General features: G+C 37.4%; 24 protein-coding genes. 15 read left to right on the top strand and 9 right to left on the bottom strand.

From position 1 onward, the window contains the following. The 4 genes from Q0X89_RS12030 to panC all read right to left on the bottom strand — a co-directional run. Nucleotides 1–1,057, bottom strand: a 1,057-nt coding sequence (locus tag Q0X89_RS12030; RefSeq protein ID WP_297694482.1) for an alpha/beta hydrolase-fold protein, incomplete at its 3' end; no start/stop codon positions are given. Between the two features lie 28 nt (nucleotides 1,058–1,085). Beyond that, entirely contained in the window at nucleotides 1,086–2,051 is a 966-nt protein-coding gene (locus tag Q0X89_RS12025) for a lysylphosphatidylglycerol synthase transmembrane domain-containing protein (protein WP_297694480.1), read from the bottom strand. A gap of 3 nt (nucleotides 2,052–2,054) precedes the next feature. Beyond that, nucleotides 2,055–2,405: an aspartate 1-decarboxylase gene (gene panD / locus Q0X89_RS12020; protein WP_297694478.1), complete on the bottom strand. Its 351-nt coding sequence runs from the start codon at nucleotides 2,403–2,405 to the stop codon at nucleotides 2,055–2,057. A 13-nt stretch (nucleotides 2,406–2,418) separates the two neighbouring features. After that, the gene (gene panC, locus Q0X89_RS12015) at nucleotides 2,419–3,267 is read right to left on the bottom strand and encodes a pantoate--beta-alanine ligase (protein ID WP_297694476.1); all 849 of its coding nucleotides are present in this window, start codon (nucleotides 3,265–3,267) and stop codon (nucleotides 2,419–2,421) included. Between the two features lie 103 nt (nucleotides 3,268–3,370). Between panC and Q0X89_RS12010 the strand changes: the two genes are divergently transcribed. The 7 genes from Q0X89_RS12010 to Q0X89_RS11980 all read left to right on the top strand — a co-directional run bounded on the left by Q0X89_RS12010 (nucleotide 3,371) and on the right by Q0X89_RS11980 (nucleotide 14,495). Next, a complete protein-coding gene (locus tag Q0X89_RS12010) occupies nucleotides 3,371–4,180 on the top strand; it encodes a glycogen/starch synthase (protein WP_297694474.1) in 810 nt (269 codons plus the stop codon). 5 nt (nucleotides 4,181–4,185) lie between these two features. Beyond that, the gene (locus tag Q0X89_RS12005) at nucleotides 4,186–6,012 is read left to right on the top strand and encodes a DUF4270 family protein (protein ID WP_297694472.1); all 1,827 of its coding nucleotides are present in this window, start codon (nucleotides 4,186–4,188) and stop codon (nucleotides 6,010–6,012) included. 115 nt (nucleotides 6,013–6,127) lie between these two features. Beyond that, the gene (glmS, locus tag Q0X89_RS12000; protein ID WP_297694470.1) at nucleotides 6,128–7,975 is read left to right on the top strand and encodes a glutamine--fructose-6-phosphate transaminase (isomerizing); all 1,848 of its coding nucleotides are present in this window, start codon (nucleotides 6,128–6,130) and stop codon (nucleotides 7,973–7,975) included. A 202-nt stretch (nucleotides 7,976–8,177) separates the two neighbouring features. Beyond that, nucleotides 8,178–10,964, top strand: a complete 2,787-nt coding sequence (locus tag Q0X89_RS11995; RefSeq protein ID WP_297694467.1) for a TonB-dependent receptor — start codon at nucleotides 8,178–8,180, stop codon at nucleotides 10,962–10,964. Between the two features lie 4 nt (nucleotides 10,965–10,968). Next, entirely contained in the window at nucleotides 10,969–12,504 is a 1,536-nt protein-coding gene (locus Q0X89_RS11990; protein ID WP_297694465.1) for a G-D-S-L family lipolytic protein, read from the top strand. 187 nt (nucleotides 12,505–12,691) lie between these two features. Next, the gene (atpD, locus tag Q0X89_RS11985; protein WP_297694463.1) at nucleotides 12,692–14,200 is read left to right on the top strand and encodes a F0F1 ATP synthase subunit beta; all 1,509 of its coding nucleotides are present in this window, start codon (nucleotides 12,692–12,694) and stop codon (nucleotides 14,198–14,200) included. Between the two features lie 16 nt (nucleotides 14,201–14,216). Then, a complete protein-coding gene (locus Q0X89_RS11980; RefSeq protein WP_297694459.1) occupies nucleotides 14,217–14,495 on the top strand; it encodes a hypothetical protein in 279 nt (92 codons plus the stop codon). A 51-nt stretch (nucleotides 14,496–14,546) separates the two neighbouring features. Here Q0X89_RS11980 and Q0X89_RS11975 read toward each other — a convergent pair whose 3' ends face one another. Further along, nucleotides 14,547–15,080, bottom strand: a complete 534-nt coding sequence (locus Q0X89_RS11975) for a GNAT family N-acetyltransferase (RefSeq protein WP_297694457.1) — start codon at nucleotides 15,078–15,080, stop codon at nucleotides 14,547–14,549. Between the two features lie 60 nt (nucleotides 15,081–15,140). Here Q0X89_RS11975 and Q0X89_RS11970 point away from each other — a divergent pair, with 60 nt between their 5' ends. The 4 genes from Q0X89_RS11970 (at nucleotide 15,141) to bioA (ending at nucleotide 18,649) form a co-directional block, all read left to right on the top strand. Continuing rightward, nucleotides 15,141–16,313: an aminotransferase class I/II-fold pyridoxal phosphate-dependent enzyme gene (locus Q0X89_RS11970; RefSeq protein WP_297694455.1), complete on the top strand. Its 1,173-nt coding sequence runs from the start codon at nucleotides 15,141–15,143 to the stop codon at nucleotides 16,311–16,313. Beyond that, nucleotides 16,310–16,699, top strand: a complete 390-nt coding sequence (locus Q0X89_RS11965) for a DUF2007 domain-containing protein (protein WP_297694453.1) — start codon at nucleotides 16,310–16,312, stop codon at nucleotides 16,697–16,699. The genes Q0X89_RS11970 and Q0X89_RS11965 overlap by 4 nt, the downstream gene beginning before the upstream one ends. Continuing rightward, the gene (gene bioD / locus Q0X89_RS11960; RefSeq protein ID WP_297694451.1) at nucleotides 16,696–17,313 is read left to right on the top strand and encodes a dethiobiotin synthase; all 618 of its coding nucleotides are present in this window, start codon (nucleotides 16,696–16,698) and stop codon (nucleotides 17,311–17,313) included. Before Q0X89_RS11965 ends, bioD begins: the two co-directional genes overlap by 4 nt. Before the next feature lie 64 nt (nucleotides 17,314–17,377). Beyond that, a complete protein-coding gene (bioA, locus tag Q0X89_RS11955; protein WP_297694449.1) occupies nucleotides 17,378–18,649 on the top strand; it encodes an adenosylmethionine--8-amino-7-oxononanoate transaminase in 1,272 nt (423 codons plus the stop codon). A gap of 15 nt (nucleotides 18,650–18,664) precedes the next feature. Here bioA and Q0X89_RS11950 read toward each other — a convergent pair whose 3' ends face one another. Beyond that, nucleotides 18,665–19,093 carry a cytochrome c oxidase assembly factor Coa1 family protein gene (locus tag Q0X89_RS11950; protein ID WP_297694447.1) on the bottom strand — a complete coding sequence of 143 codons (429 nt, stop codon included), beginning with the start codon at nucleotides 19,091–19,093 and terminating at the stop codon, nucleotides 18,665–18,667. A gap of 66 nt (nucleotides 19,094–19,159) precedes the next feature. Here Q0X89_RS11950 and Q0X89_RS11945 point away from each other — a divergent pair, with 66 nt between their 5' ends. The 4 genes from Q0X89_RS11945 to Q0X89_RS11930 all read left to right on the top strand — a co-directional run bounded on the left by Q0X89_RS11945 (nucleotide 19,160) and on the right by Q0X89_RS11930 (nucleotide 23,692). After that, complete coding sequence (locus tag Q0X89_RS11945; RefSeq protein WP_297694445.1) at nucleotides 19,160–20,323, top strand: beta-ketoacyl synthase N-terminal-like domain-containing protein; 1,164 nt, start codon at nucleotides 19,160–19,162, stop codon at nucleotides 20,321–20,323. 83 nt (nucleotides 20,324–20,406) lie between these two features. Continuing rightward, the gene (gene bioB / locus Q0X89_RS11940; RefSeq protein ID WP_297694443.1) at nucleotides 20,407–21,507 is read left to right on the top strand and encodes a biotin synthase BioB; all 1,101 of its coding nucleotides are present in this window, start codon (nucleotides 20,407–20,409) and stop codon (nucleotides 21,505–21,507) included. Nucleotides 21,508–21,572: 65 nt separating this feature from the next. Beyond that, complete coding sequence (locus Q0X89_RS11935; RefSeq protein ID WP_297694441.1) at nucleotides 21,573–22,430, top strand: cupin-like domain-containing protein; 858 nt, start codon at nucleotides 21,573–21,575, stop codon at nucleotides 22,428–22,430. 95 nt (nucleotides 22,431–22,525) lie between these two features. After that, nucleotides 22,526–23,692 (top strand): hypothetical protein, encoded by a 1,167-nt coding sequence (locus tag Q0X89_RS11930; protein WP_297694439.1) that lies wholly within the window; start codon nucleotides 22,526–22,528, stop codon nucleotides 23,690–23,692. 9 nt (nucleotides 23,693–23,701) lie between these two features. Here Q0X89_RS11930 and Q0X89_RS11925 read toward each other — a convergent pair whose 3' ends face one another. From Q0X89_RS11925 to Q0X89_RS11915, 3 genes are all read right to left on the bottom strand, one after another. Beyond that, entirely contained in the window at nucleotides 23,702–24,361 is a 660-nt protein-coding gene (locus Q0X89_RS11925; protein ID WP_297694437.1) for a sterol desaturase family protein, read from the bottom strand. Nucleotides 24,362–24,452: 91 nt separating this feature from the next. Beyond that, nucleotides 24,453–24,929 carry a regulatory protein RecX gene (locus Q0X89_RS11920; RefSeq protein WP_297694435.1) on the bottom strand — a complete coding sequence of 159 codons (477 nt, stop codon included), beginning with the start codon at nucleotides 24,927–24,929 and terminating at the stop codon, nucleotides 24,453–24,455. Nucleotides 24,930–25,214: 285 nt separating this feature from the next. Continuing rightward, a complete protein-coding gene (locus Q0X89_RS11915; RefSeq protein ID WP_297694433.1) occupies nucleotides 25,215–26,762 on the bottom strand; it encodes a ribonuclease E/G in 1,548 nt (515 codons plus the stop codon). Between the last annotated feature and the right edge of the window lie 135 nt (nucleotides 26,763–26,897).

Below are 26,897 nucleotides of genomic sequence, written 5' to 3'. Positions count from 1 at the left end.
TGCCAAAAGCCTTTCCAAAAGTACGTAATGCTTTTTTGCCTTCTCCTAATTCCTCGTAATATTCACCTTCGAAGTAGAAACCCATCATAGTTTCCGGATATTGTTTTTTACAGAGATCAGACAAAGGTTTTAAAGCTTCAAAATCATCTTTTTTTCTACTTGCGGCATAAATTGCCATTATATCATTAAGGCTAACTTGTTTTTGGAAGCCGAACAGTTCTTCTATCATGGCATACTTGTCTTCCAAATATTTAAAAACAGGTTCTTCTGAGGTTAAGATCTTTTCTTTGTATTCTTTGGGGCTGATAGGTTTAAATACTTCAAACATATGTTCCCATGCCTTACCCAACCCGTAAGTAACCACAGACACCTCGTTTGCCTCGGGATATTCATCATAGGAATAGTGTATTGTGGGTTTGTCAATGGTCTTAAGATTTTGATCGAGCTGTTTAACCATAGGATCTCCACCTTCTGAAATTAGGTGATAAAAGATTTGTTGTTGCATGGCCATTAGTCTTTCTGGCACCCTATTTTCCATTTCGGGCGCTAAACTCGGAGAAATACTTATAAAGGCACTGAAAAAGGAACGATCCTTAAAAAGGTAGTAATTGCCAAAATTGGCTGTGATATCATACCCAATGAACATCCTGAATGGCGCTGTATTGTAATTGAGGTCGAGATAAGGGATAATTTCCATCCCCAGGAATTCATAGAATTGCTTACCCTTATCAGTTGGTAATCCAGAATCTTCTTCATAGGCACAATCTTCCCACCTAAGATCATCTTTGCTTTGTTCAACACCGACAACAATTACCTCAGGCATACCCTCAAACCTACTGTAGAATTTAGCGTTTGCGACCACCTGATCAAACAGGTATTCCGCATCCAGCACTACTACCAAGGGGTATTTTTTCTCCGGGGTATAATCCTCCGGAAAATAGTAGGAAACGTTTCGCCTTTCCTGCAATTTAAATGATTCAAAGATCTCATTGGTAACCTGTGCTATGGAGACCTGGGCAATGAACACCACAAGTATCATGGATACTACAATTCTCATTAGGTTTGTTTTATTGATTAAGGGAAGCCTATCGGTTCCTGTTCAATAACGGTAAGAGTAGAAAAGATATTGCACCAAAGACAACCACCATCAGTGTTTGTGAGATCCACATGATCCAACCAAACGCATCCCCGGAGACCGCACTAATACCAAATATGGCGAGTGATTTGCTCACAGCGATAGGATACAAACCTATGCCTCCATTGGTAGTAGACATTGCGAAAGCTCCTGCAACAAAGCCCACCAACAATTCTGAGATGGAGAGGGACATGGTCTCTGCAACTGTAAATTTTATAACCCAGAACATGGCAATATAAGCCCCCCAAATAAAGAAGGTATGAAACAGGAATGCCCATTTCTTTTTCATTTTGAAGATACTCAGCATACCATCTAATAAACCCTTGACAAGATCCTTAAGCTTAATGGCAATCCTTGAAGAAGACCGGCGTAAAAAAGCAAGAAAAAGAAAGAGGAAAAATACACCGGCTCCAACTAACAAAAGCGTAGCGGTAAGTCCTATTCCATTAGCCTTCAGGTAACCCAATATGATATCGGTTTGCAAGATCAGGGCTATAAAAATAATAAGGAACAGCATCAATAGATCGATCACTCTCTCTGTTACAATCGTCCCAAATCCTTTTTGAAATGGAACGTTCTCATAGGTAGCTAAAGCGGTTGCCCGAAGTACCTCTCCAGATCTTGGGATGCCTAAATTGGCAAAATAGGCCATTAAAATAAAGAAGATGTTATTGCTGATCTTTGGTTTATACCCCAGAGGTTCCAACAAGTAATTCCAGCGCACAGCTCTGGAAATATGACTTAAAATGCCTATAACAATGGAAATGCCTACCCAAAAAAGGTCGGCTTCCCTAATGTATTTAAAGATCTCCTTCCTATTTTCAGGACTAGTACTGCTGAAGGAATACCAAACCAAAAAAACCCCAAGTAAAATCGGGATAATGATTTTTAAGAGTTTTTTTAAGCGAGTGCTCAAGGCTTAGGTTAAAAGATTGTTCTTTTCATTTGGAAAGATCATGGAAGGCTGAAAAACTTTGGCCTCCTCAAGTTCCATCCAGGCATAGGTAATAAGGATAAGAATATCGCCAATAGCTACTTTTCTGGCTGCAGCGCCATTTAAGGTAAGTTCCCCTGTATTTCGTGGACCCGGAATAGCATAAGTTTCCAATCGTTCTCCATTACTATTGTTTACGATCTGTACTTTTTCTCCCCGAATGATATTGGCCGCATCCATAAGATCTTCATCTATGGTAATGCTGCCTATATAATTTAGATCAGCTCCGGTAACTTTTACCCGGTGTATCTTCGATTTTACAACTTCAATTTTCATGGCGCAAAAGTAATCAATTCATAGCGATATTGTCAATGAGGCGAACGCCTTCAGCATAAACGGCAATAAAGCCTCTGTATTTTATATTGTCTTGTTTTCTCTGCATAGGTGTAAGCGTTTCTACATCGGCGATCTGAAAATATTCCAGCTCCAGATCTGCCTCTTTTGCAAAAACACTGTTCACATATGCTACTATCACAGTAGCATTTTTTGTGCCAAACATACTATGAGCTGTTTGTAAGGTCTTAAATATGATACCGGCTCTTTGACGCATGCGCTTGGAAAGCAGTTGGTTACGGGAACTCATGGCCAGTCCGTGAGGCTCCCTGACAATAGGACAGCCCACTATCTTTACCTTAAAAGGCAGTTCATGGCTTAATTTTCTAACGATCTGAAGCTGCTGAAAGTCTTTCTCTCCAAAATAGGCCTTGTTTGGCCTAACAAGGTCTAGCAGTATTTCGACAATGGTAGCTACCCCGTTAAAATGACCTTCTCTAAAAGCACCTTCCATAACTTTATCCAGGCCATTAAAGGAGTAATTTTTTGAAGAAATATTCTGGGTGTATAATTCGGAAACGGTTGGCGCAAAGACTATGATCTCGTCGCTAACACTTTCTAATAAGGCCATGTCAGTTTCCAGGGTCTTTGGATACTTTTTTAGATCTTCCGGATTATTAAACTGAGTTGGGTTGACAAAAATACTGACCACCACCCTGGAGTTTTCAGATAATGCCTGCCTAACAAGACTTAGGTGTCCTTCGTGTAAGGCGCCCATGGTAGGCACCAAACCAAGCATTTTCGCCTCATCTTCATGAGAACTCAAACAAGATTGTAATTCTTTCTTGTCAAAAATCAGCTTCATACCTAAATTTAAAAAGCGAGCAAACTTACTATAATTACTGCTAATCTGCATAATTTTTGTAATTTTGCAGCTACGTTTCTGCGATAAATAAAAGACGACCTGTATGAATGGTAAAAAGATATTGTTTGTATCTTCAGAATTAGTGCCCTACCTACCAGAGAATGAAGTATCCCTAATGTCTTACGAAGCACCAAGAATGGTGAATAGCAACGGAGGTCAGATTCGGATATTTATGCCCCGGTATGGAAATATTAATGAGCGAAGACATCAATTACATGAGGTTATCAGATTGTCTGGTATGAACCTGGTGATCAATGATATGGATATGCCATTAATAATAAAGGTGGCATCTATTCCTAAGGAAAGAATACAAGTCTATTTTATAGATAATGAAGAGTATTTTAAACGTAAAGCAACGTTCACAGATGAGAATGGTGAACTATTCCCGGATAATGATGAAAGATCTATTTTCTTTGCCAAGGGTGTAGTTGAAACAGTTAAAAAATTAAACTGGTCACCGGATATTATTCATGTTCATGGATGGATGGCATCACTTTTACCATTGTATTTAAGAACGTATTATGCAGATGAACCTTTATTTGCCGATAGCAAAATTGTAACTTCAGTTTATGGCAAAGGCTTTGAAGGAAATCTGGATGTTAAAATGAAGAATAAGATATTATTTGATGGAATATCTGAGGACAGTATCTCTCATCTAGAGTCTCCTACCTATAATAATTTGTTAAAAGTTGCTGTAGATTTTTCTGATGCCATTATTTTAGCCGCCGAAGAAATTTCTGAAGATTTAAGTGATTACATTACCAACCTCCAAAAACCTCTGTTGCCATATGTTCCTTTGCAGGAATTTGAAGAAGCATATGCAAATTTTTATAGCACTGAAGTTTTAAAATAAGCCTCATGAAGATTTTTTTTAGATGGGTATACGCTGCAATGGCGGTTTTGATACTTATGCTTACTGCGGTTTCGTGTAATGAAGACCTAACTACTATTGGGGATGGTCTTGTTGGCGACGATCCTTTTGAGACAAACAAGGCAGTATATGATGTTTTTGTTTTTAATAAAAAAATTAATGCAGTTGAGACCAACAAACTTCCAATTTATCAAATAGGAAAATATAATGATCCGCTTTATGGCGATACAGATGCAAGCATAACTTCCCAATTAAGATTGCAAGGAGGCGTTGGTAATCCGGCATTCGGACTTTTTAGCCAATCAAGAGAAGATAATTCTCTAATTGATTCGGAAGAGACAGCCATTGCGGAGAACGAAACAGTAAAAGAAGTAATTCTTTATATCCCTTATCTTCAAAACCCGACCGGTGATCGAGATCTTGATGGTGTTGAAGATGCTTTCGATACCGACCCTGAGGACCCAAATAGTGATAGTGACGGAGATGGCCTTACGGATAATGATGAAAGAATACTTGGAACAAATCCGCTAGACGAGGATACCGACGGTGATGGTATAGTAGATAGTCAGGACACGGAGTATACCCCTAATAGTTTTCCACGCAAAGTTGATCTTGACAGTATTTATGGAAATCGGGAGGCTCCTTTTAATTTTAAAGTCGAACGATCTACCTATTTTTTGAGAGATTTGGACCCTGATGCGGGGTTTCTTGAATCACAAGAGTACTATTCAACTCAAGAATTTTCACCAGATTTTGTTTCGGATATACTCTATGACGGAGAGGTAACCATATCCGATGAGGAAATATTGGTACCTGCCGAGGATGATCCCGACACCGAAGCAGACGAATCTCTGAATGAGCCCACTCGAATTCAGCCGGGTATTCAGGTAGCGTTAGATCCTGCTTTTTTTCAAGAAAATATATTGGATAAAGAAGGCCAGACAGAATTATTAAGTCAGGCTAATTTTAGTGAATTCCTTAGAGGGTTGCATTTATCGGTTACTCCTATTACCGATGATATTATGCTTATCCTTGATATTACGGATGCAACAATTACAATATCTTATGAATACGATAAAAAAGAGAATGACGAAATAGTAAAGGAAGAAGCTGATTATGAATTAACACTAATTAGCAGAGACCTGACCTTTGGTACAATAATTGGAAATGCGGTTAATACCTTAGTAAATGAGTCTTTTTCATCAGAAATTGCGAATAGCTTGGACATCGACGAAAATGCCGATAGGATATATATTAAAGGAGGTTCTGGGGCCTATTCGGAAATTCAATTGTTTGAGGAAAATAATGGAGAAGATATCCTAAACGAAATTAAAACAAATAATTGGATCGTTAACGAGGCTAACCTGATCTTCTATGTAGATAGAGAAGCTTTAGATATGGCCGGTGCAACTAATGAGCCACCTGCATTATACCTTTTTAACACAGAGACGAATAGCCCTATTTATGATCTTAGTGTGGCCAGTGATCCTGATATAAGAAATAGAATTAATATAAACTACGGGGGGTCCTTGGAAAAAGAAAATAATAAAGGAGTCAGGTATAAAATGAAAATAACGAATCATATCAATGATATAATAATTAGAGATTCTACAAATGTTACTCTGGGCTTGTCGGTTACAGCAGATTTGGCAACCGTTAATTCTAAAAATGCTGTATTGGACATGTCGGAAGAAGATTTACCAGTTGCTGCCACAATTACTCCATTAAGCACTGTTCTCTTTGGCAGTAATGTTCCTATTGAAGAAGAGGATCTAAAGTTAAAGTTAGAGATATTCTATACCGAGGCTAATTAATAATAGATCATAATACCACTTACAGTATTTTATCGTTATATAAGCGAAAAAAACGGCAAAGTTTTATTTTCTTCTTGTAAATTTACCCATCTTTTAACCAGTTAATAGAATATTTATGTGTGGAATAGTTGGATATATAGGATTCAGAGATGCTTATCCCATTATCATGAAGGGTTTGCAACGCCTTGAATACCGCGGTTATGACAGCGCAGGAATTGCCCTATACGATGGAAATAGGATTAATCTGGCCAAGACCAAAGGCAAGGTTAAGGATCTGAAAGATCGATCAGAAAACAATATACCCTTGAATGGGAATGTTGGTATTGGACACACAAGATGGGCAACTCATGGGGTTCCAAATGATGTAAATTCACATCCGCATTATTCAAATTCTGGAAATCTAATAATTATTCATAATGGGATTATTGAAAATTATGAATCTATTAGACAAGAACTCACTAATAGAGGTTATACCTTTAAATCTGACACGGATACCGAGGTTTTGGTAAATCTTATTGAAGAAGTAAAGAAAAAGGAAAATGTATTATTAGGTAAGGCCGTGCAGATTGCTTTAAATCAGGTTGTTGGAGCTTATGCTATTGCTGTATTTGATATTCAAAAGCCAGATGAAATTGTGGTTGCCAAACTAGGAAGTCCATTGGCAATAGGTATTGGTGAAGATGAGTTTTTCATAGCTTCAGACGCGTCACCCTTTATAGAATTTACTAATAATGCAGTTTATCTGGAAGATCAGGAAATGGCCATCGTACGTCTTGGAAAAGAAATAAAACTGCGAAAAATAAAAAATGATGCAATAGCATATCCTTTAGTTCAGGAGCTTCAATTTAACCTTGAAGAAATTGAAAAGGGGATGTACGATCATTTTATGCTAAAGGAAATTTATGAACAACCAAGCGCTATTAAGGATACTTATAGAGGAAGATTACTTGTAGACCAGGGCATAATAAAAATGTCAGGAATTGATCAGAATCTGGAAAAGTTTCTCAATGCAGACAGAATCATTATTGTTGCATGTGGAACTTCATGGCACGCCGGCTTAGTAGCAGAGTATATTTTTGAAGATTTGGCCAGAATACCTGTAGAGGTAGAATACGCATCAGAATTTAGATATAGAAATCCTGTAATTACAGAGAATGATGTGGTTATCGCAATTTCGCAATCCGGTGAAACCGCCGATACATTGGCGGCAATTAAACTTGCTAAAGAGAATGGAGCATATGTGTTTGGAGTGTGTAATGTAGTAGGCTCTTCTATTGCAAGAGAGACTCATGCCGGCGCGTATACACATGCCGGACCTGAAATAGGTGTTGCTTCAACCAAAGCATTTACAACTCAGATAACAGTATTGACACTAATTGCTCTAAAGCTGGCAAAAGAAAAGGGTAAATTTTCTGAATCCAAGTTTCATGAATTCCTTTCTGAGCTGGAGAATATACCGGTTAAAGTGGAAAAAGCACTTCAATCTAATCCTCTGATTGAAATAATTGCAAATGAATATAAAGATTCGGATAACTGTTTATATCTGGGCAGAGGTTATAACTTTCCCGTAGCCTTGGAAGGGGCACTTAAACTTAAAGAAATAAGTTATATTCATGCGGAAGGATATCCCGCGGCAGAGATGAAACATGGCCCTATTGCGCTTATTGATGAACATATGCCGGTTATTGTAATTGCTACCAATAAAGGTCATTATGAAAAAGTAGTTAGTAATATTCAGGAGATAAAATCCCGATCGGGAAAAATTATAGCTATTGTTACTGAGGGAGATGATCAGGTAAAAGAACTCGCAGACCACGTAGTTGAGGTCCCTGAAACTATTGAAAGTCTCACCCCGCTTTTAACAACTATACCACTTCAGTTGTTGTCTTATCATATTGCTATAATGAGAGGATGTAATGTAGATCAACCTCGTAATTTAGCTAAATCAGTTACTGTGGAATAGTAGAATAGCTGGTTTAAGATTAGATATATCTAAAGGCGACCAATTTTATGGTTGCCTTTTTGTTTGAAATTATGAATTTACCAGTTAATTCAGACTTAAATTGCGAAATTAGTACTATTTACACATAGTTTTTTTACTTTATACATTTTCAGTTTAAAAAAATCTGTATCTTGGCCTTATACTAATTTAACTCAAAATTAACATGAGAAGAATCTTTCTATTTTCCCTGCTAATGTGGGGTATGGGAGCATATTCACAGACAATCGTGAATGGTAATGTAGTGGATGAAAATGGCCAACCCGTCCCTGGAGCAAATGTTGTTATAGTTGGGAAAGCCATAGGAACAACCTCCGATTTTGACGGTAATTTTGTTCTCGAAACTTCTGAAGTCCCCCCCTTTCAATTAAGGATAACCAGTATTGGTTATGCTGAGTCAACCGCTGATGTTACAGCGAACAATCAAACTATTTCGGTAATTCTTAGTGAGACACAAACCTTTTTAGACGAGGTAGTGATTTCCGCTTCCAGAACACCGGAAAGGATATTTGAATCCCCCGTTACCGTTGAGCGCTTAGGATTAGAAGCAATAAAAAATACCACTGCGGCGGATTTTTATGGCGGTTTGGAAAATCTAAAAGGGGTTGATATTAATACCAACAGTTTAACCTTTAAATCCATTAATACCCGGGGCTTTGCCACTTTTGCAAATACCCGTTTTATGCAGCTGGTAGATGGGATGGATAATTCTACTCCCGCTCTAAACTTTCCCATAGGCAACCTGGTTGGTTTAGTAGAACCAGACGTACAAAGTGTTGAATTGTTGCCGGGTGCATCTTCGGCTTTATATGGTGCAAATGCCTTTAATGGAATACTTTTTATGCGCAGTAAAAGTCCCTTTGATTATCAGGGAATTAGTGTTTCTCTAAAACAGGGCATTACATCTCAGGAAGCGGCTGGCGATAATAGTTATACAGATATTGGTATAAGGGCAGCATACAAGTTTTCTGATAAGTTTGCAGGAAAAGTGAATTTTGGTTATCTCAAGGGAACAGATTGGGCAGCAACAAGCGAAGTAGATAAGTTTGATCCTACACGCACGAGGGCAGATCTGGATTATGATGGTATTAATGTATATGGTGATGAGGTTTCAGCAAACATCAAAAGTGTTGCAGTTACCCTTGAAGGCTTAGGTATTCTCCCGGGTGGAGCCAATGCCTTGGTTCCTTCTGTAGATGTGAGCAGAACAGGATATAATGAAAGAGATCTCACCAATTATAACGCTGAAAGTATCAAAGCAGATTGGGGTTTATTTTACAGGCCCATAGACGGCAATAGTCTTGAAATATCCTATGTGGGCAAAGTAGGTACAGGTGCAACTATTTACCAGGGAACCAATCGTTACAATATAAATGGGTTTTTTCAGGAACAGCATAAATTAGAAATCAGAAACGATAATTTTTTCTTAAGGGGTTATTTAGTAGCAGATAAAGCCGGGGATTCCTATGACATGGTTTTTACGGGAATTAATATAAATAGGAGATGGAAAGATGACAATACATGGTTTGGCGAATATACAGGCACCTACGTTCAGGCAACTTTAGGTGGTGCCACGGATGCTCAGGCACATGCTGCAGCGCGTGCTCAGGCAGAATCTGGCCGTTTTCTCCCGGGATCACCGGAATTTCAAAATGCCTTTGATAATGTTATTAAGGATCCTGATCTTGCTTCAGGGTCCCAATTTAAGGATGCTTCCAAATATTATCATTCCGATGCAAATTACAATTTTAGCCATTTAATTGATTTTGCCGATATTCAGGTAGGAGGTTCTTTTAGACAGTACAGTTTAAATTCGTCAGGAACAATTTACACTGATTTTGATGGTCCAATTAATTATTCAGAATTTGGTATCTATACCCAAATCCAGAAAAATTTAGAGCTCAATCAAAGTATGAACCTTAAACTCACAGGTTCTATTCGATATGATAAATCAGAATTTTTTGACGGTTTCTTTTCACCGAGATTATCCGCAGGACTTACCATCAATAGTGAGCATAATGTAAGGGCCTCAGTACAAACAGGGTTTAGGAATCCCACGACTCAGGATTTATTCATAGGGTTAGATGCCGGGAGGGCTATTTTAATTGGTTCTGCCTCGGATAACCTTGATAGATATGTAAGGAACTTCGATGTTAGTGGCGGCGGTCAGGATTTAGGTCAGCCGTCTACAATAACCCAAACAGGAGCAGTTGCGTATAACAATTCTTATTCTGCAAGTTCCGTGATTGCCTTTGGCCAATCTGGTGATCCTAACGATTTGGTAATAGCAAACCCAGATCTTGTAAAGCCTGAGCAAGTAACCTCCTTTGAGATTGGATATAGGGGGAAACTAAAAAATCTAGTCATAGATTTCAGCACCTATTACAACAGATATAAGGATTTCATTTCCCAGGAGACAGTTATCGCTCCTTATTATGGTGCCGTAGGTGATGGTTCACTTTCAGTAGCAGCAATAGCTAACGGGGACAGACAAACATGGGGGGCATATACAAATTCTGATGTGGATATAAGTTCTTATGGAGCATCCCTGGGATTAACCCTAAGAATATTTGGAGATTATGATCTGGGTGGCAGCTATACTTTTACGAGGCAGGATTTTGATCAGGAAGCGAACCCTGATTTTATGTCTAATTTCAACACCCCGGAACATAAGTTTAAGGCATCTTTTGGTAATACGGAACTATTTGAAAATTTTGGATTTAATGTAGCCTACAGATTCAGTGATGATTATTTTTGGGAAGCTACTTTTGGAAACGGGGTTGTTCCGGAATTCCATGTGCTTGATGCCCAGTTTAATTATAGGGTTCCCAGCATAAAATCAACATTTAAGATCGGTGGCAATAATATTCTTGGAAAAGAGTATTTCACTGCATTCGGAACTGGGTTCATAGGTTCTATATACTACGTGTCTTGGTCAATTAATACTTTATAATACAATGAAAATGAAATATATATATATATGTTTATTGATATGCCTAATAGGATTTTCGGCTTGCAATAAGAGGGAAGACTTTGAAATGATAGAGCCAGAAGTAGAGTTGCCCCCTGCAACTCCGGGATCTGCTGACTTTTCTAACTTTGTAGCTTTGGGAAGCTCTTTTACTGCTGGATTTTCTGATGGTGCCTTATTTAGCGCAAGTCAAAATTTTTCATTACCCAACATTTTGTCACAACAATTTCAACTTGTTGGCGGGGGTAGTTTTACGCAACCATTGACGAATGACAATCTTGGTGGATTAGCCTTAGCAGGCAATAGAATTCCGGGCTTTGATCCAAGACTTGTTTTTGGAGGAGCTGGCCCCGTTCCTTTAGAATCTGTTATAGGTCCAGTGACGGTGACTACAGATATAGCTCTTAACAATCCTACGGGCCCGTTTAATAATTTAGGTGTACCCGGGGCAAAAAGTTTTCATCTTCTGGCGCCTGGCTATGGAAATTTAGGGAATTTAGCACTGGGACTGGCTAATCCTTATTTTGTAAGAATGACGGGGTCAACCCCTGATGCCAGTGTTTTGGATTTGGCTGTTGCCCAAAGTCCATCATTCTTTTCATTGTGGATAGGGAGTAATGATGTTCTGGGATATGTAATCACCGGGGGAGATGGAACTGACCCAATAACACCCGTTTCCGGGCCTCCGGGCGTTGGTTTCGATCAATCTTATGGAGCTTTGATAGCCACGCTTACGGCTTCTGGTGCAGGAGGTGTTGTGGCCAATATTCCTGATTTAACTAAAATACCATATTTGACTACAGTTCCTTACAATCCAGTGCCTTTGGATGCCGCGACAGCAACTGCTGTAAACGGGGCTTATGCACCTTATAATGGAGGAATTCAAGCCGCTTTAGCCGCCTTAGCGGGCACCGGACTTTTTACTGAGGAAGAAGCAAATGCCAGACTTATTAGTTTTGAGGCAAGCGCCACTAACGCAGTGGTTATTGAAGATGAGAGTTTAACAGATTTGGGAGCTATTAATCCCGCATTTGCCGGGCTACCTCAAATTCGACAGGCAACGGCTGAAGATTTGATCGTTTTACCTGCCTCGAATTTTATCGGTACTCTGGCAGACCCAAACAATCCACTATCCGTAAACGGTGTGGCCATACCTTTGGAAGATAAGTGGGTACTATTGCCAAGTGAACAAATGGAAGTTACCGATGCTATTACTGTTTATAATAGCACTATTTCGGGTGCGGCAAGTGCTGCAGGTCTTGCAATTGTAGATGCCAATAACTTATTAGACCAATTGGTAAATAGTGGTCTTAACAGTGGTGATTTCACATTAACCTCCGATTTAGTAACAGGTGGGGCATTTTCGTTAGATGGTGTACATCTTACATCCAGAGGATATGCATTAATTGCTAATGAATTCATGATGGCTATTGATGCTACCTATGGTTCAAATTTTGAAGCATCAGGAAATCTTGTTGATATAGGGAACTATCCGACAAATTTTTCACCTACATTGCAATAAAAACAAAAAATTTTCCTTTAAAAAAGCGCTGTGTAATAAGCGCTTTTTTATTGCCCATAAAATAAGGTAAAACAATTTCCATTTAAGTTAGAAAAACATATCTTTGCAGCCTGAAAAAACAATCAATTCATATATTGTTTTGGTTCTTTTTAAATCGCTTTAAATTTTAAAAATAAATACTTGAATAATGGCTAAAATTACAGGTAGAGTATCCCAGATAATTGGACCGGTTATTGATGTTGAATTTCCTTCAGGAACAGACCTTCCAAGAATTTATGATTCAATGGAAATTACCAGGAGTGATGGTGCTCTTCTTGTCTTAGAAGTACAAGCACACATTGGCGAAAATATAGTTAAGTCTATTGCTATGGATTCTACTGATGGTTTAAGCCGGGGTACAGAGGTTGTAGCTACTGGTAATGCCATTCAAATGCCGGTTGGGGAAGATATTTATGGACGCCTGTTCAATGTAATTGGAGATGCTATTGATGGCTTGGGAGATCTACCAAAGACCGGTAAAAACGGACTTCCAATACATAGAGAAGCACCAAAATTTGAAGAATTATCTACTTCTACGGAAGTACTTTTTACAGGAATAAAGGTTATAGACCTTATTGAGCCTTATGCTAAAGGAGGTAAAATTGGATTATTTGGTGGAGCCGGCGTGGGCAAAACCGTATTAATTCAGGAGTTGATTAATAATATAGCCAAGGGTCATGGCGGACTTTCCGTATTTGCCGGTGTTGGGGAGCGGACAAGAGAAGGAAACGACCTGTTACGTGAGATGCTCGAATCCGGAATTATAAAATATGGAGATGACTTTTTGCACTCAATGGAAGAAGGCGGATGGGACTTATCTAAGGTTGATAAGAAAGTAATGAAAGAATCTAAGGCGACATTTGTTTTCGGACAGATGAATGAACCTCCCGGAGCCCGTGCAAGAGTAGCGCTATCAGGTCTTACAATAGCAGAATATTTCAGGGATGGTGCAGGAGATGGACAAGGCAAGGATGTACTCTTTTTTGTTGACAATATTTTCCGTTTTACACAGGCTGGTTCAGAAGTATCAGCACTTTTAGGCAGGATGCCTTCAGCGGTAGGTTACCAACCTACTTTGGCTACTGAAATGGGAACAATGCAGGAACGAATTACATCAACAAAAAGAGGGTCCATTACTTCAGTGCAAGCAGTATATGTGCCGGCGGATGATTTAACGGATCCGGCGCCTGCGACTACATTTGCTCACTTGGATGCTACTACTGTTTTATCGAGAAAAATTGCAGAACTCGGGATTTATCCGGCTGTTGATCCTCTGGATTCTACATCCAGGATTCTTACCCCGGAAATATTAGGTAATGATCACTATTCATGTGCTCAGAGGGTTAAGGAACTTCTTCAGCATTATAAGGAGTTACAAGATATTATTGCTATCCTTGGAATGGAAGAACTTTCTGAAGAAGATAAATTAGCAGTTGGAAGGGCAAGACGAGTACAGCGCTTTTTGTCGCAACCTTTCCATGTTGCTGAACAATTTACAGGAATACCTGGTGTGCTGGTTGATATTAAGGAGACAATTAAAGGGTTTAATATGATAATGGATGGAGAATTAGATCATTTGCCCGAATCTGCTTTCAACCTTAAAGGAACAATAGAAGAAGCAATTGAAGCCGGCGAAAAAATGTTGGCTGATGTTTAAAAAGAACATTTAAACTATGTACTTAGAAATCGTATCCCCAGAAGCTGTTTTATTTGCAGGAGAAGTTATTTCTGTTACTGTACCCGGAGTAAATGGGGAGTTTCAGATGCTTACTAACCATGCACCAATAGTTTCTTTACTTCAGGAAGGCGAAGTTAAGATTCAGGGAGATATTCAAATCGAGGAGGAATATGAAGATAGATTTACTCAGGATTCAAATGGGAAAACTATCCTTCGAATTAATAGCGGCACAATAGAATTAAATGATAATAAATTAATCGTTCTTGCGGATTAAAATATCCTGAAATTATATAAAAAAAGAGCCATACAACTTGTATGGCTCTTTTCATTTTAGAATTATTAGATGCCATTTGTGGTTATCGGACGTATAAGTTTTGAGTTCCAAAAAACCAATCGCCAGATGTGCGTTAAGTGATCGCTTGTTTAACGCATCGACTTCGGTAATAATGCAATTGAAATCTGGCTTAATCGCATCTTGCATATTCTTGTAAAGTTTTTGGAAAAGTCCCATTTTTCGATATGCTTTATCAATACAGACCTGCCCCATTACTATGTATTTTTCATCTTGGGACAATACAGCACTAATTTCCTTAAACATTGGTTTAAGAATATCTATCTCATTACCAAATTTGGGATGCATACATAAAGCATATCCAATAACCTTTTCCTCATATTTGGCAATAATATGAGGACAGACATCATTCATGGCATCCAATAAATCAAGAGTGTGGGCTATTGTTACAAAACCTTCCTTTGCAATTTCTTTTTTTGTCAATGCGCCTGGAAGATTTTCCTTCTGCAGGGAAAGAATTTGTTCCAATTCCTTTTTGTTTTGTACCTGCCCAATTTCTATTATCATTGCCTGGAGTTTATATGATTCAATATACTATTTAAAAGTAGGAAATACTACATTTGTTAGATGGGCCACTTACCAGAAAAATTACATAAAAAATTAGTGGAAAGGGATCAAATAAATGCCTTGAGGAGCTTGCCAAAAGAAATTCAGGGAATCGATTTTTCTTCCAACGACTACCTCGGTATTGCCAAAAACCGAATTGTTTTTGAAAAGGCAATAGGTATTCTTTCAGAAAAAGGGATTGTTAATAATGGCGCTACTGGTTCCAGATTGCTTACTGGAAACGGTATTTTATATACGGAAGTGGAAAATCTTTTAAGGAATTTCCATAGTGCAGATTCAGCCTTGATTTTTAATTCCGGATATGATGCCAACATAGGGCTGTTTTCGTCAGTACCCCAAAGAGACGATATAATACTATATGACGAGTTTATACATGCAAGTATCAGAGATGGTATTAAAATGAGTAATGCCCGGGATTATAAGTTTAAGCACAACGATCTTGAAGATCTGGATACGCGCATCCTCAGGGTAAAAGAAAAAGGCTCGAGTAACAAGAACAGGGAAATATATATAGTCACGGAATCTGTTTTTTCAATGGATGGGGATTCGCCAGATTTGAAAGCTGTATTAGCTTTATGCAGGAAATACAATTGTCTGCTTATTGTAGATGAAGCACATGCTATTGGCTTATTTGGTTCAAATGGCATGGGAAGGGTACAAGAATCGGAATTACAGGAAGGAATTTTCGCAAGAATTATAACATTTGGAAAGGCCCTGGGATGCCATGGAGCGGCTATTTTGGGAAGTGAAGATCTAAATAAATATCTGATAAACTTCGCGAGAAGCTTTATTTATACAACCGGGCTGCCCCCTCATTCATTGGCAACAATAATGGCGGCTTATCATTTTATAACAAGCCCGGCGGGACTTAAAGAGAGAGAACTGCTACATGAAAATATAGCATATTTCAATGAGGAAAAAGAACGTCTGGGAATTTCATCTTTTTTTATTCCTAGTTCCTCGGCTATTCATTCCTGCATAATTAAGGGCAATAATGAAGTAAAAGATGTAGCGCAAAAATTTATAAAAAATTCGTTTGACATCAGGCCTATTCTATCTCCAACAGTTCCCAAAGGGGAGGAACGGTTGCGGTTTTGTTTGCACAGCTTTAATACAAAAAAGGATATTTGCTTTATATTACAGCAATTGGCGCATGAAATTAATAAGTTATGAATCAGGAATTTTATACCCTTGGTGCATTTGAGTACCCTGCGGATGTACAAATTATTAAAGGTAAACTAGAGTCTGAGGGAATTCCAGTTTTTTTAAAAGATGAAAATACCATCAATACAGATCCTTTAATAAGCCAGGCCATTGGAGGAGTTAAATTACGGGTTTACTCCAAGGATAGAGACAGAGCTTTGAATATTTATAACGAAATAAGAAGTTATGCGTTGGATAATTCGGGGAATCTGATTACTTGTCCTAATTGTAAGGCGCAAAGATCTGAAGTTTATTACAGCAGGAATGGTCTAATAAATAAGCTTTTTCCATTCCTAGAGAAAAAAAAGTACAAATGTCTTAACTGTGGTATGATTACAAGCCCTTCATCATTATGAAAAGAATTTTTGTAACAGGAATCTCTACCGATGTCGGCAAAACAATTGCTTCAGCAATAATTACGGAGGCACTGAACGCTGACTACTGGAAACCTTTACAGGCCGGGGAGTTGTCAAATTCGGATAGTCACAAAGTAGCCGAATTGATTTCAAATAAAAAAACTATTATACATAAGAGCAGCTACGAATTGAATACGCCAATGAGTCCTCATGCTGCTGCGGACATAGATAATATTGAGATTGACCTTAACCAAATTATGGAGCCCAAAACCTCAAATCATTTGGTAATTGAGGGAGCAGGGGGATTATTAGTGCCTTTAAACGAAAAGAATACTATTTTGGATATTATCAAAAGTGATTATAAGGTTATCGTTGTTTCAAGGCATTATTTGGGTAGTATAAACCATACATTATTGACTATTGAAAGCTTGAAGCAAAAGGGGTTTGGTGTAGCTATTATTTTTAGTGGAAATGAACATCCTAGCACCGAAGGAATTATATTGCGTAAGACAGGAGTAAAGTTAATTGGAAGGATAAATGAAGAAACTGGTTTTGACAAATCTTCAATTAAACTATACGCCAATAAGTTCTATCCAATGCTACAAAAAATTTGAGAGCAATAACCATAAAGTCTAATCAAATGTCAGGTATTGAAACCGGCAACTATATTAGGAAATATTGAAAGACCTTACAGCAAGAGATAAAAAGCATTTGTGGCACCCTCTGACGCAGCATAAACTTCAGTCTGATATGATGGGTATAACCAAAGCCAAAGGAGCTATTCTATACGATGAAAATGGCAGGGAATATATAGATGGTATTGCATCTTGGTATACTTCTATGTATGGCCATTGCAATGATTATATCTTGGAAAAAGTAAAACGCCAGATGGAGGTTCTGGATCAGGTAGTATTTAGTGGTTTCACACATGAACCGGCCATTAAGTTGTCAGAAGAATTAATTAAAATATTACCTCCTAATCAGCAGAAAATATTCTTTTCAGACAATGGCTCTACGGCTACGGAGGTTGGAATTAAAATGGCCCTGCAATATCATTTTAACAAGGGCAATAAGCGTAAGGTACTTCTGGCGTTTGAGGAGGGCTTTCACGGTGATACTTTTGGGGCAATGTCTGTCTCCGGGCTTTCTGTTTATAATGGACCCTTCGAGGATTATTTTATTGAGGTAGAAAGAATTCCACCACCCACAAAAGGGAATATAGGAGATATTCTGTTTCAACTTAATTCAAGCTTAGATCTGAACGATATAGCCGGATTTATCTATGAACCTTTGGTACAGGGCGCTGCGGCAATGAAGATGCATGACGCAGAAGGGTTGAATACGATTCTTAAATTGCTTAAGAATAATCAGGTCCTTCTTATAGCAGATGAGGTCATGACCGGATTTGGCAAGACAGGAAAGAATTTTGCCTCGGATCATATTGATGTAAAACCTGATATTATTTGCCTTTCAAAAGCTCTAACTGCCGGATTACTTCCAATGGCAGTAACCTCTTGCACCCAGGATGTTTTTGATGCGTTTTATAGCGATGAGATTTCCAAAGGACTGTTTCATGGCCATACCTATACAGCAAATCCATTGGCATGTGCAGCGGCATTAGCTGGCCTCGAATTACTTCAATCTGAAGAAATTCAAAAGGATATTCAGCGAGTTGTACAATCGCATAAGGAGTTTGGGGTGAAAATTAAGCAACATCCAAAAGTATCTGCAATTCGTCAGTGCGGAATTATCTTCGCACTAGATTTGGATATTAAAACGGAACGTTACGGCAACTTGCGAAACAGGCTCTTTAATTTTTTTATGGAGCACGGTGTATTTTTACGGCCGCTGGGAAATACGATTTATATTTTGGCTCCATATATAATTACTGATGCTCAGTTATCAAAGATTTATGAGAGTATTGAACTTGTATTGAATGAGGTGGTTTAAAATTGTCAATAAAGATTAGTCCCATTCATCGTCCAGTAGGTCTAGGGCTTCATTTTCTTTGATCACGACCTTAATTTCGTGATAGGTCCATATATCATCTCTTGCACTTGCTTTTATAAATAAAGTTCCACTATCCTCAGGACCTGCTATAGGAACTTTAATATCTGTAACTTTTTCACCATTAACCCAATTGAATTCGCCTTGTATCATTCCGTTTTTTTCTATTGGGAAACCCATTTGCTCTATTATTTCCGGATCTTCATTGATCTTATTAAGAGCGTATTCCAAAGGCACCGAATCATCCAGCATAGAAGTAACACTAAAAAAAACAGATCCAATAACAACACCAATAATTATCAAAACTGTTAAACACCCACCAAGCGGTAAAGCCCAGGACCAATTACGATTCCACCAGCTCTTTTCAGGCAGCAAGTCATTGTTCATTCTTTTTTATATTGTTTTTATACATTCAAGGTAAGAACTTTTATTTTTACTTTAAATAAGATTGCATTGCCTTTACCAATTACTATTACGTCAATTGCTTCCATTTCTCCTTTGGGAAATAATCAAAAGGAAATTTGGGCCGGTTACCAGCATCCAAAACATTTTTTCAAGAAAATTAAATTTGGAAATACAACTGCCTGGGCATCCTGTTTATCAGAATCTTCCAAATTGGAAATAATGAACCTCAGGAATAGCAATTCAAGATATCAGAATCTGGATGACAGTGTACTTTTCGGTATTTTTTCTGCCAGGCGAGCAGTCAGAAATGCCGGCTGGAGGGAAAATGAAAATTTTGGAATAAATATAGGTTCATCCCGGGGTGCTACCGGGCTTTTTGAAAAATATCACAATGATTTTTTACAAAACAATGCTACTCCTGTTTTAACATCTCCAACAACTACATTGGGAAATATTTCTTCCTGGATATCTCATGACCTTCAATCAAAAGGCCCTAACATTTCACATTCAATAACCTGTTCCACAGCATTGCATGCAGTGTTAAATGGTGTTGCATGGATAAAAAGTGGGATGGCAAAAAAATTTCTTGTGGGAGGCAGTGAAGCACCATTGACACCATTTACTATTGCCCAAATGAGGGCTTTAAAGATTTATGCTTCGGAAGAGAATAATGATTACCCTTGCAGGGCTCTCGACCTTAATAAACAAAAAAATTCCATGATCCTTGGCGAAGGCGCGGGCGTTGCCTGCCTTGAATATGGAATTCGTGAAAACTCACTAGCCATAATAGAAGGACTGGGATTTGCAACGGAATCGTTAGAACATAATATCTCCCTTTCCGCAGATGCCCAATGCCTGCAAGATTCTATGTCTATGGCTTTAGGAAACTTAAATCCTAAAGAAATCGATATTATTGTTATGCATGCTCCGGGGACAATAAAAGGAGATGGGGCAGAATATTTGGCAATTGAGAAGATCTTTGGTAATTCCATGCCCTCGCTTACAACAAATAAATGGAAACTAGGACATACTTTTGGTGCATCAGGAATCCTTAGTTTAGAAATGGCAACGTTAATGTTGCAACATCAAAGATTTTTTGGAGTTCCTTTTATGAGTTCAGATCCTCCAAAGAAAATAAGCAGAATACTTGTAAATGCAGTAGGTTTTGGTGGAAATGCGGTTAGTATTTTATTGAAAAACCCCAAAAACTAGGCAGCTGAAATCACTATAATTAAGAATTATCAGGTTTTTACGGATTAAAGATTATTTTTGATGTTTATTTTAAATTCTTACAAATGGTTGAAGAACGAAATAACTGGACAAAACAGGAAATTCTAGAAATATATAATAAACCCTTGATGGAATTATTATACGAAGCAGCCACAATTCATAGGAAATTTCATGATCCAAATACAGTCCAGGTATCTACTTTGCTATCTATAAAGACCGGAGGTTGTCCTGAAGATTGCGGATATTGTCCTCAGGCAGCACGTTATCATACTGATATCGAAAACAACGACTTAATGTCTGTTCAGCATGTAAAGGCCCAGGCATTGCGCGCTAAAGAATCCGGAAGTTCAAGGGTTTGTATGGGCGCTGCATGGCGTAATGTAAAGGATGGCGACGAATTTGAACAGGTTTTGGAAATGGTAAGAACCATTAATAAGCTGGATATGGAAGTTTGTTGTACGTTAGGAATGCTGACTGAAAATCAGGCAAAGCGTTTGGCAGAGGCTGGTCTATATGCTTACAACCACAACCTTGATACGTCTGAAGATTATTATAAGGATGTAATTTCCACAAGAGCTTTTGACGATAGATTAAAAACGATTGAAAACGTAAGGAAAAGTAATGTAACCGTTTGCAGTGGTGGTATTATTGGGATGGGGGAAAAATTAGAAGATAGGGCAGGAATGTTGGGGGCCTTATCTACTTTAAATCCTCAGCCCGAATCTGTACCTATTAATGCACTTGTTGCCGTAGAAGGAACTCCTATGGAGGATATTGAACCTATTTCTATTTGGGATATGATACGAATGGTTGCCACAACCCGAATTATTATGCCTAAAACTCAGGTAAGATTATCGGCCGGCAGAACAGAAATGACGAGGGAAGGACAGGCAATGTGCTTTTTTGCCGGAGCAAACTCCATTTTTGCCGGAGACAAATTATTGACAACACCCAATCCCGATGTAAATGAAGATTTGGATATGTTTAAGCAATTAGGCCTTATTCCTCAAAAACCATTTGTAAAAGCCCCACAACCAAAGACGGTAGAGGCAAATGAGTCTAGTTTACAGCCAATTGGGGAGAAACCAAAATGGTCAAGACCGGAACATAAGATAGAACGCAATGAGCTTGCAAAGATGAAATCCAATCCTGGCAAAATTTCCTAGTAAGATCATTTCCATAAAGTCTTTATCACGATTTCAATTTTGAAGTTTAAGATACCCATTAGATTTTGCAATTAAAGGATATACCCAGAGTAAAAACCATTAGCAAAGAGGATTTTATAAATAATTATTATAAACCTCAGCAACCTGTTGTAATTGAAAAATTCATAACAGAATGGCCGGCCTATTCTAAATGGGATTTTGATTATATGAAAAAGGTAGCAGGGGATAAAACTGTGCCCTTATATGATGACAGACCTGTTGACTACAAAGATGGGTTTAATGAGCCTCATGCAAAAATGAAGTTGACAGATTATATAGATCTTATAAGGCAACAACCAACGAAATACAGAATATTTTTGTGGAATTTAATTAAAGAAGCCCCTCAACTCCAAAAAGATTTCTTTTATCCTGATTTTGGTTTCCGGTTAATGAAGGGACTTCCAATGTTGTTTTTTGGAGGTGCCGATTCGCATACTTTTATGCACTACGATATTGATCTTGCCAATATTTTTCATTTTCATTTCGAAGGTAAAAAGGAATGTATCCTTTTTCCTCAATCTGAAAATAAGTATCTCTATAAAGTACCTCATTCACTAATTACACACGAAAGCATAAATTTTTCTAATCCAGATTTAGACGAATGGCCTGCTCTAAAGCATGCCAAGGGATTTAGAACGCATTTGAACCATGGAGAGGTCTTATATATTCCTGAAGGTTTTTGGCATTATATGAAATATATCACACCCGGGTTTTCAATGAGTCTGCGTGGTATAGCTCATAATTCAGGAAATCTTGTAAAAGCAGTCTATAATGTATTCTTCATGAGATTTTTTGATAACCTTATGAGAAGAATAAGAGGACAACAATGGATTGACTGGAAAAATAAAGAAGCAATAAAAAGGACAAATAAAATGCTCCGTTAAATTCATTTTAGGGGCCATTCTAAATAAAAAACATTAACCACTTTATTTTTTCTTTCGATTTATGTTTATGTTTACATTTCTTTTAATAATATTTAATGCATCTTGTCGAAGTAAAGTCCCGCCGCGATTGTAAAAGATTCGTATCGTTTCCGGTAGATCTTTACAAAAATCACAAACAATATATAAGACCTCTTGATAAGGATATTGCAGATATTTTTGATCCTTTTGTCAATAAGAATTTTGAACGTGGTAGTTGTGTGCGATGGTTGTTATTAAATGATAATAAAGTCATTGGCCGCATCGCAGCTTTTGTTTTAAAGAAAACCTCGGTGAAGGGAATCTCTGAAAATTTTGGCGGAGTGGGTTTTTTTGAATGTATTAATGACCAAAATGCTGCTAATAAATTATTTGATACAAGTAAAAATTGGTTAATAGACAAGGGGGTTGAGTTCATGGATGGGCCAATAAATTTTGGGGCACGGGACAAATGGTGGGGACTTTTAACTAAAGGCTATGATATGGAACCCAACTATCAATGCAATTACAACTATCCATATTATAAAGAACTTTTTGAAAACTATGGTTTTCAGACTTATTTTGAGCATTATACTTTCCTGAAATCAATAAAAGAAGATGTTAACCCAAGATTGGAGAGAAAAGCCGCTATAGTTAATAGCAACCCGGATTATTCGTTTGACCATTTTAAAATGGAAAAATTTGAAGAACAAACAGATGATATAATAGATATGTACAACAAAGCCTGGGTTAATCATGAAGGCGTTTCCGCAATATCAAGAGAACAGGGGCATCTGTTAATGAATAAATTGAAGCCGATTATCGACGAAAGAATAATTTGGTTTGCTTATTTCAAAGGAGAGCCGGTGGCCTTCTATATCAATATTCCGGAAGTAAATCAATGGTTCAAATACGTTAACGGTAAGCTGAATCTCATGGGAAAGTTAAAATTTGTTTGGCATAAGCGGCATAAAAGAAATAAGAAAATGCTAGGTTTTGTTTTTGGCATTGTTCCAGAGCATCAGGGCAAAGGACTCGATGGTGGAATAATTCATGCATTTCATAACATGGCTAAAAGTTTATCTAACCAATATGAATTTATTGAAATTAATGGTATAGGTGATTTTAATAGAAAAATGATTATTGTCGTAAAGCAGGTAGGGGGTGAGATTTGTAAAATACACACCACCTATAGGTATTTATTCGATAGAACAAAGCCTTTTGAGAGAATGAAGGCAATAAAATAGAACTTCAGTCTATACCAGTTCTTCTTTTTTATCTTTTACCTTAGATGGAGGCATAGTGCCAAAGACTTTATCCCAAAAAGTATTAGATACACCAAAGGCCTTATCAGGATATCTGTAGTGATGAAGACTATGATGTTGCCATAAATTTTTGAAGCGCTTTGGAGGTCGCATAATGTGCGTGGCCCTGTGAACAAATGAATACATTAAGTAGCCCGTAAAGAAGCCAGGAAAAAAACCAAAGGATAAGTCAGAAATTCCAAGTAGCCAAAAAATAGCATAGAACAGTAAAAATAATACACTCGCCATTATTAAACCCGGTACCGGAGGCATTAACAGGCGTTCTTCATCCCGGGGATAATGATGATGCGAACCATGCATAATAAAATGAAAGCGCTGAGACCATTTGGCTTCGGTGACCCAATGGAAAACAAAACGATGCAACATGTATTCCGCAAATGTCCAGAAAAATACACCAACAATAAAGAGGCCGATAATTTCAATAGCGGATAATCCTATTTTTAAATAAGTAAAAGAAATCATTGCTATGATGGTAATTCCATAAACAATGATATTCTGAATTGGATTTGTTTTGGTGAGGCTTTCCAAAAATGCGTTTTTGAATATTTTTGCCTGACCGTGATGAAACTCCGTTGTGACTTTTGGCTTCATTTTTATAAAATTAGACGTCAAAGTTACAAAATACATCCCTATATACAAGTTATTTGCTTCAGGAAGGTCTAAAATTTCAACTTTTGATATCCTATGATATCAGCTCAGTAATTTTTGCAAAGACCAAATTTCTTTCCCAACCTCGGTAAAGTAAATAATCTGCCAATTTTTTTCTCCTTTTTTGGAGATTTTTTTCTCTGATTTGTTGTAATCTTTTTCTGGCTATTAAGTCCAATTTTTGCAAATAGTCTTCTTTATCTATCTCTTCCAGAGCCAGTTTTATGTTAAATTTTGATATGTTTCGTCGTTGCAGCTCTGCGACAATTCTAACTTTACCCCAATTTTTTAAGTTAAATTTCCCTCTGGCATAACTTCTGGAAAAACGCTCTTCATTTAAAAAGTCATTTTGAATTAAATGAGTGGTAATAAGATCTATTGCTTGCGGAATTATTCCCATTGTCCGCAATTTAGTAGTAACTTCCAAATGGCAACGTTCCTGATAAGCACAATACCTTTCTAACTTCTTAGTTGCTTCATTTACGGAATAAGATTTACGAGAATAATTCATGCCAACGGCGCAGATATCAGTTTTATTATTAAACCACAGGATGTTCCTGATTTTGATTTCAATTACTCAGAAGTGTTTGTAATTTCAATAAAATTACACTAGTCGGATTTTTCATAATTTTTATTTTGGCTCAACTTAAGGAACAAATTTATGAATAACCATAAATATTTTATAAAGTCGGATTTTGGACTACTCATGCAACAGATCAAATTTTTTACCAAGCGTATTTTAAGCTGGATTGTCCCTAAACAAAAAAAAGCGACTCCGTTTTGGAAGTCGCTTTTTTTATCTAATGGTTTTACCGTCTTTATCTTTAAAATGGTATTCGAGATATGTATAAGCATCTCTTGGTTGAATTTTTATCCATTTTTTATGTTCCATAAACCATTTGGAACGATGTGATGGGAATCCTTTGGTCAAATAAGCTGCAATAAAAGGGTGTGTATTCAGCACAATACCTTTATCCTTTGCAGGTCCTTTCATTATTCTTTCAAGCTCTACATTCATTTTTTCAATTAAAACAATAGGAGCTTCTACTTCCTGGTCCTGTCCACTGGGATCTATCTCAGTTGTCTTAATATTAACTTCGGGACGTACCCTTTGCCTGGTAATTTGTATCAGACCAAACTTGCTGGGCGGCAATATTTTATGTTTGGCTCTGTCTTCTTTCATCTCATCTCTAAGATGATTAAAAAGTTTTCTTCTGTGATCGGCTTTTACCATGTCTATGAAATCGACAACAATGATACCACCCATATCTCGCAAACGTAATTGCCTTGCAATTTCTGAGGCTGCCAATAAGTTTACTTCCAAAGCTGTATCTTCTTGATTCTTTGCTTTGTTTGAACGATTACCGCTATTCACGTCTATTACATGAAGTGCTTCGGTATGTTCTATTACTAAATAGGCACCTTTGCTCATGGACGCTGTGCGCCCAAAAGATGTTTTGATCTGCCTTTCAATACCAAATTTTTCAAAAATTGGCACAGAAGAATTATACAACTTAACTATGGATTCTTTTTTCGGTGCAATTTCTAGCACATAATCTTTAATCTGTTCATAAAGCGTCTCATCATCAACATGTATTCCGCTGAAGGTATCATTAAAGACATCTCTTAATATAGAAGAAGCTCTATTTAGCTCAATCAATACTTTAGAAGGTGTCGGCGCTTTATACAATTTCTTACACATTGCTGTCCACTTGTTCAGCAAGTTCTGAAGATCTTTGTCTAATTCCGCTACTTTTTTGCCTTCCGCAACTGTTCTTATAATCACCCCAAAACCCTTTGGTTTTATGCTTTTGACAAGCCTTTTAAGTCTGTCTTTCTCTTCACTGCTTCCTATTTTCTGTGAAACGGAAACACGATCTGAAAAAGGAACCATAACCAAATATCTACCGGCTATGGAAAGTTCCGAACTAATTCGGGGACCTTTTGTTGAAATGGGTTCTTTAACAATTTGCACTAAAAGAGATTGATTGGCTTTAATTACATTATTAATGCTGCCATGTTTATCAATATCTTTTTCGAATGGAAAATTCTTAAGGGAAAAATCTTTTAATTTCCCGGTGCTCACTAATTTAATAAACTTCAGCATGCTTGATAATTGAGGTCCTAGATCGTGATAATGTAAAAAGGCATCCTTTTCGTAACCTACATTAACAAAAGCAGCATTGAGACCGGTAACCGGTTTCCTTACTTTGGCGATTAAAATATCACCAACATTGAATTTATTATCGTCTTCATCTTTGTGAAGTTCTATGAGTTTTCCATCATTTAATAAGGCAAAATCAACGGTATTAGAATTAGATCTTACGATTAATTCTCTATTCACCTGATTCAATTTATATTCGTCGCACATATGATAGGACGAATGGATTAAACAATAGTTGTCACAGGTTGTATAAACCCGTTGAAATTCTTTTTTGGAATTTCTATGTCAATGAACGTATAAAATGAAAAAGCAGTT

Origin of the sequence: uncultured Eudoraea sp. (assembly GCF_947258525.1) — a bacterium.
Classification (GTDB): Bacteria; Bacteroidota; Bacteroidia; order Flavobacteriales; family Flavobacteriaceae; genus Eudoraea.
Note: the sequence above shows the minus strand (reverse complement) of the source record. Positions and strands in the feature narration are given on the sequence as shown.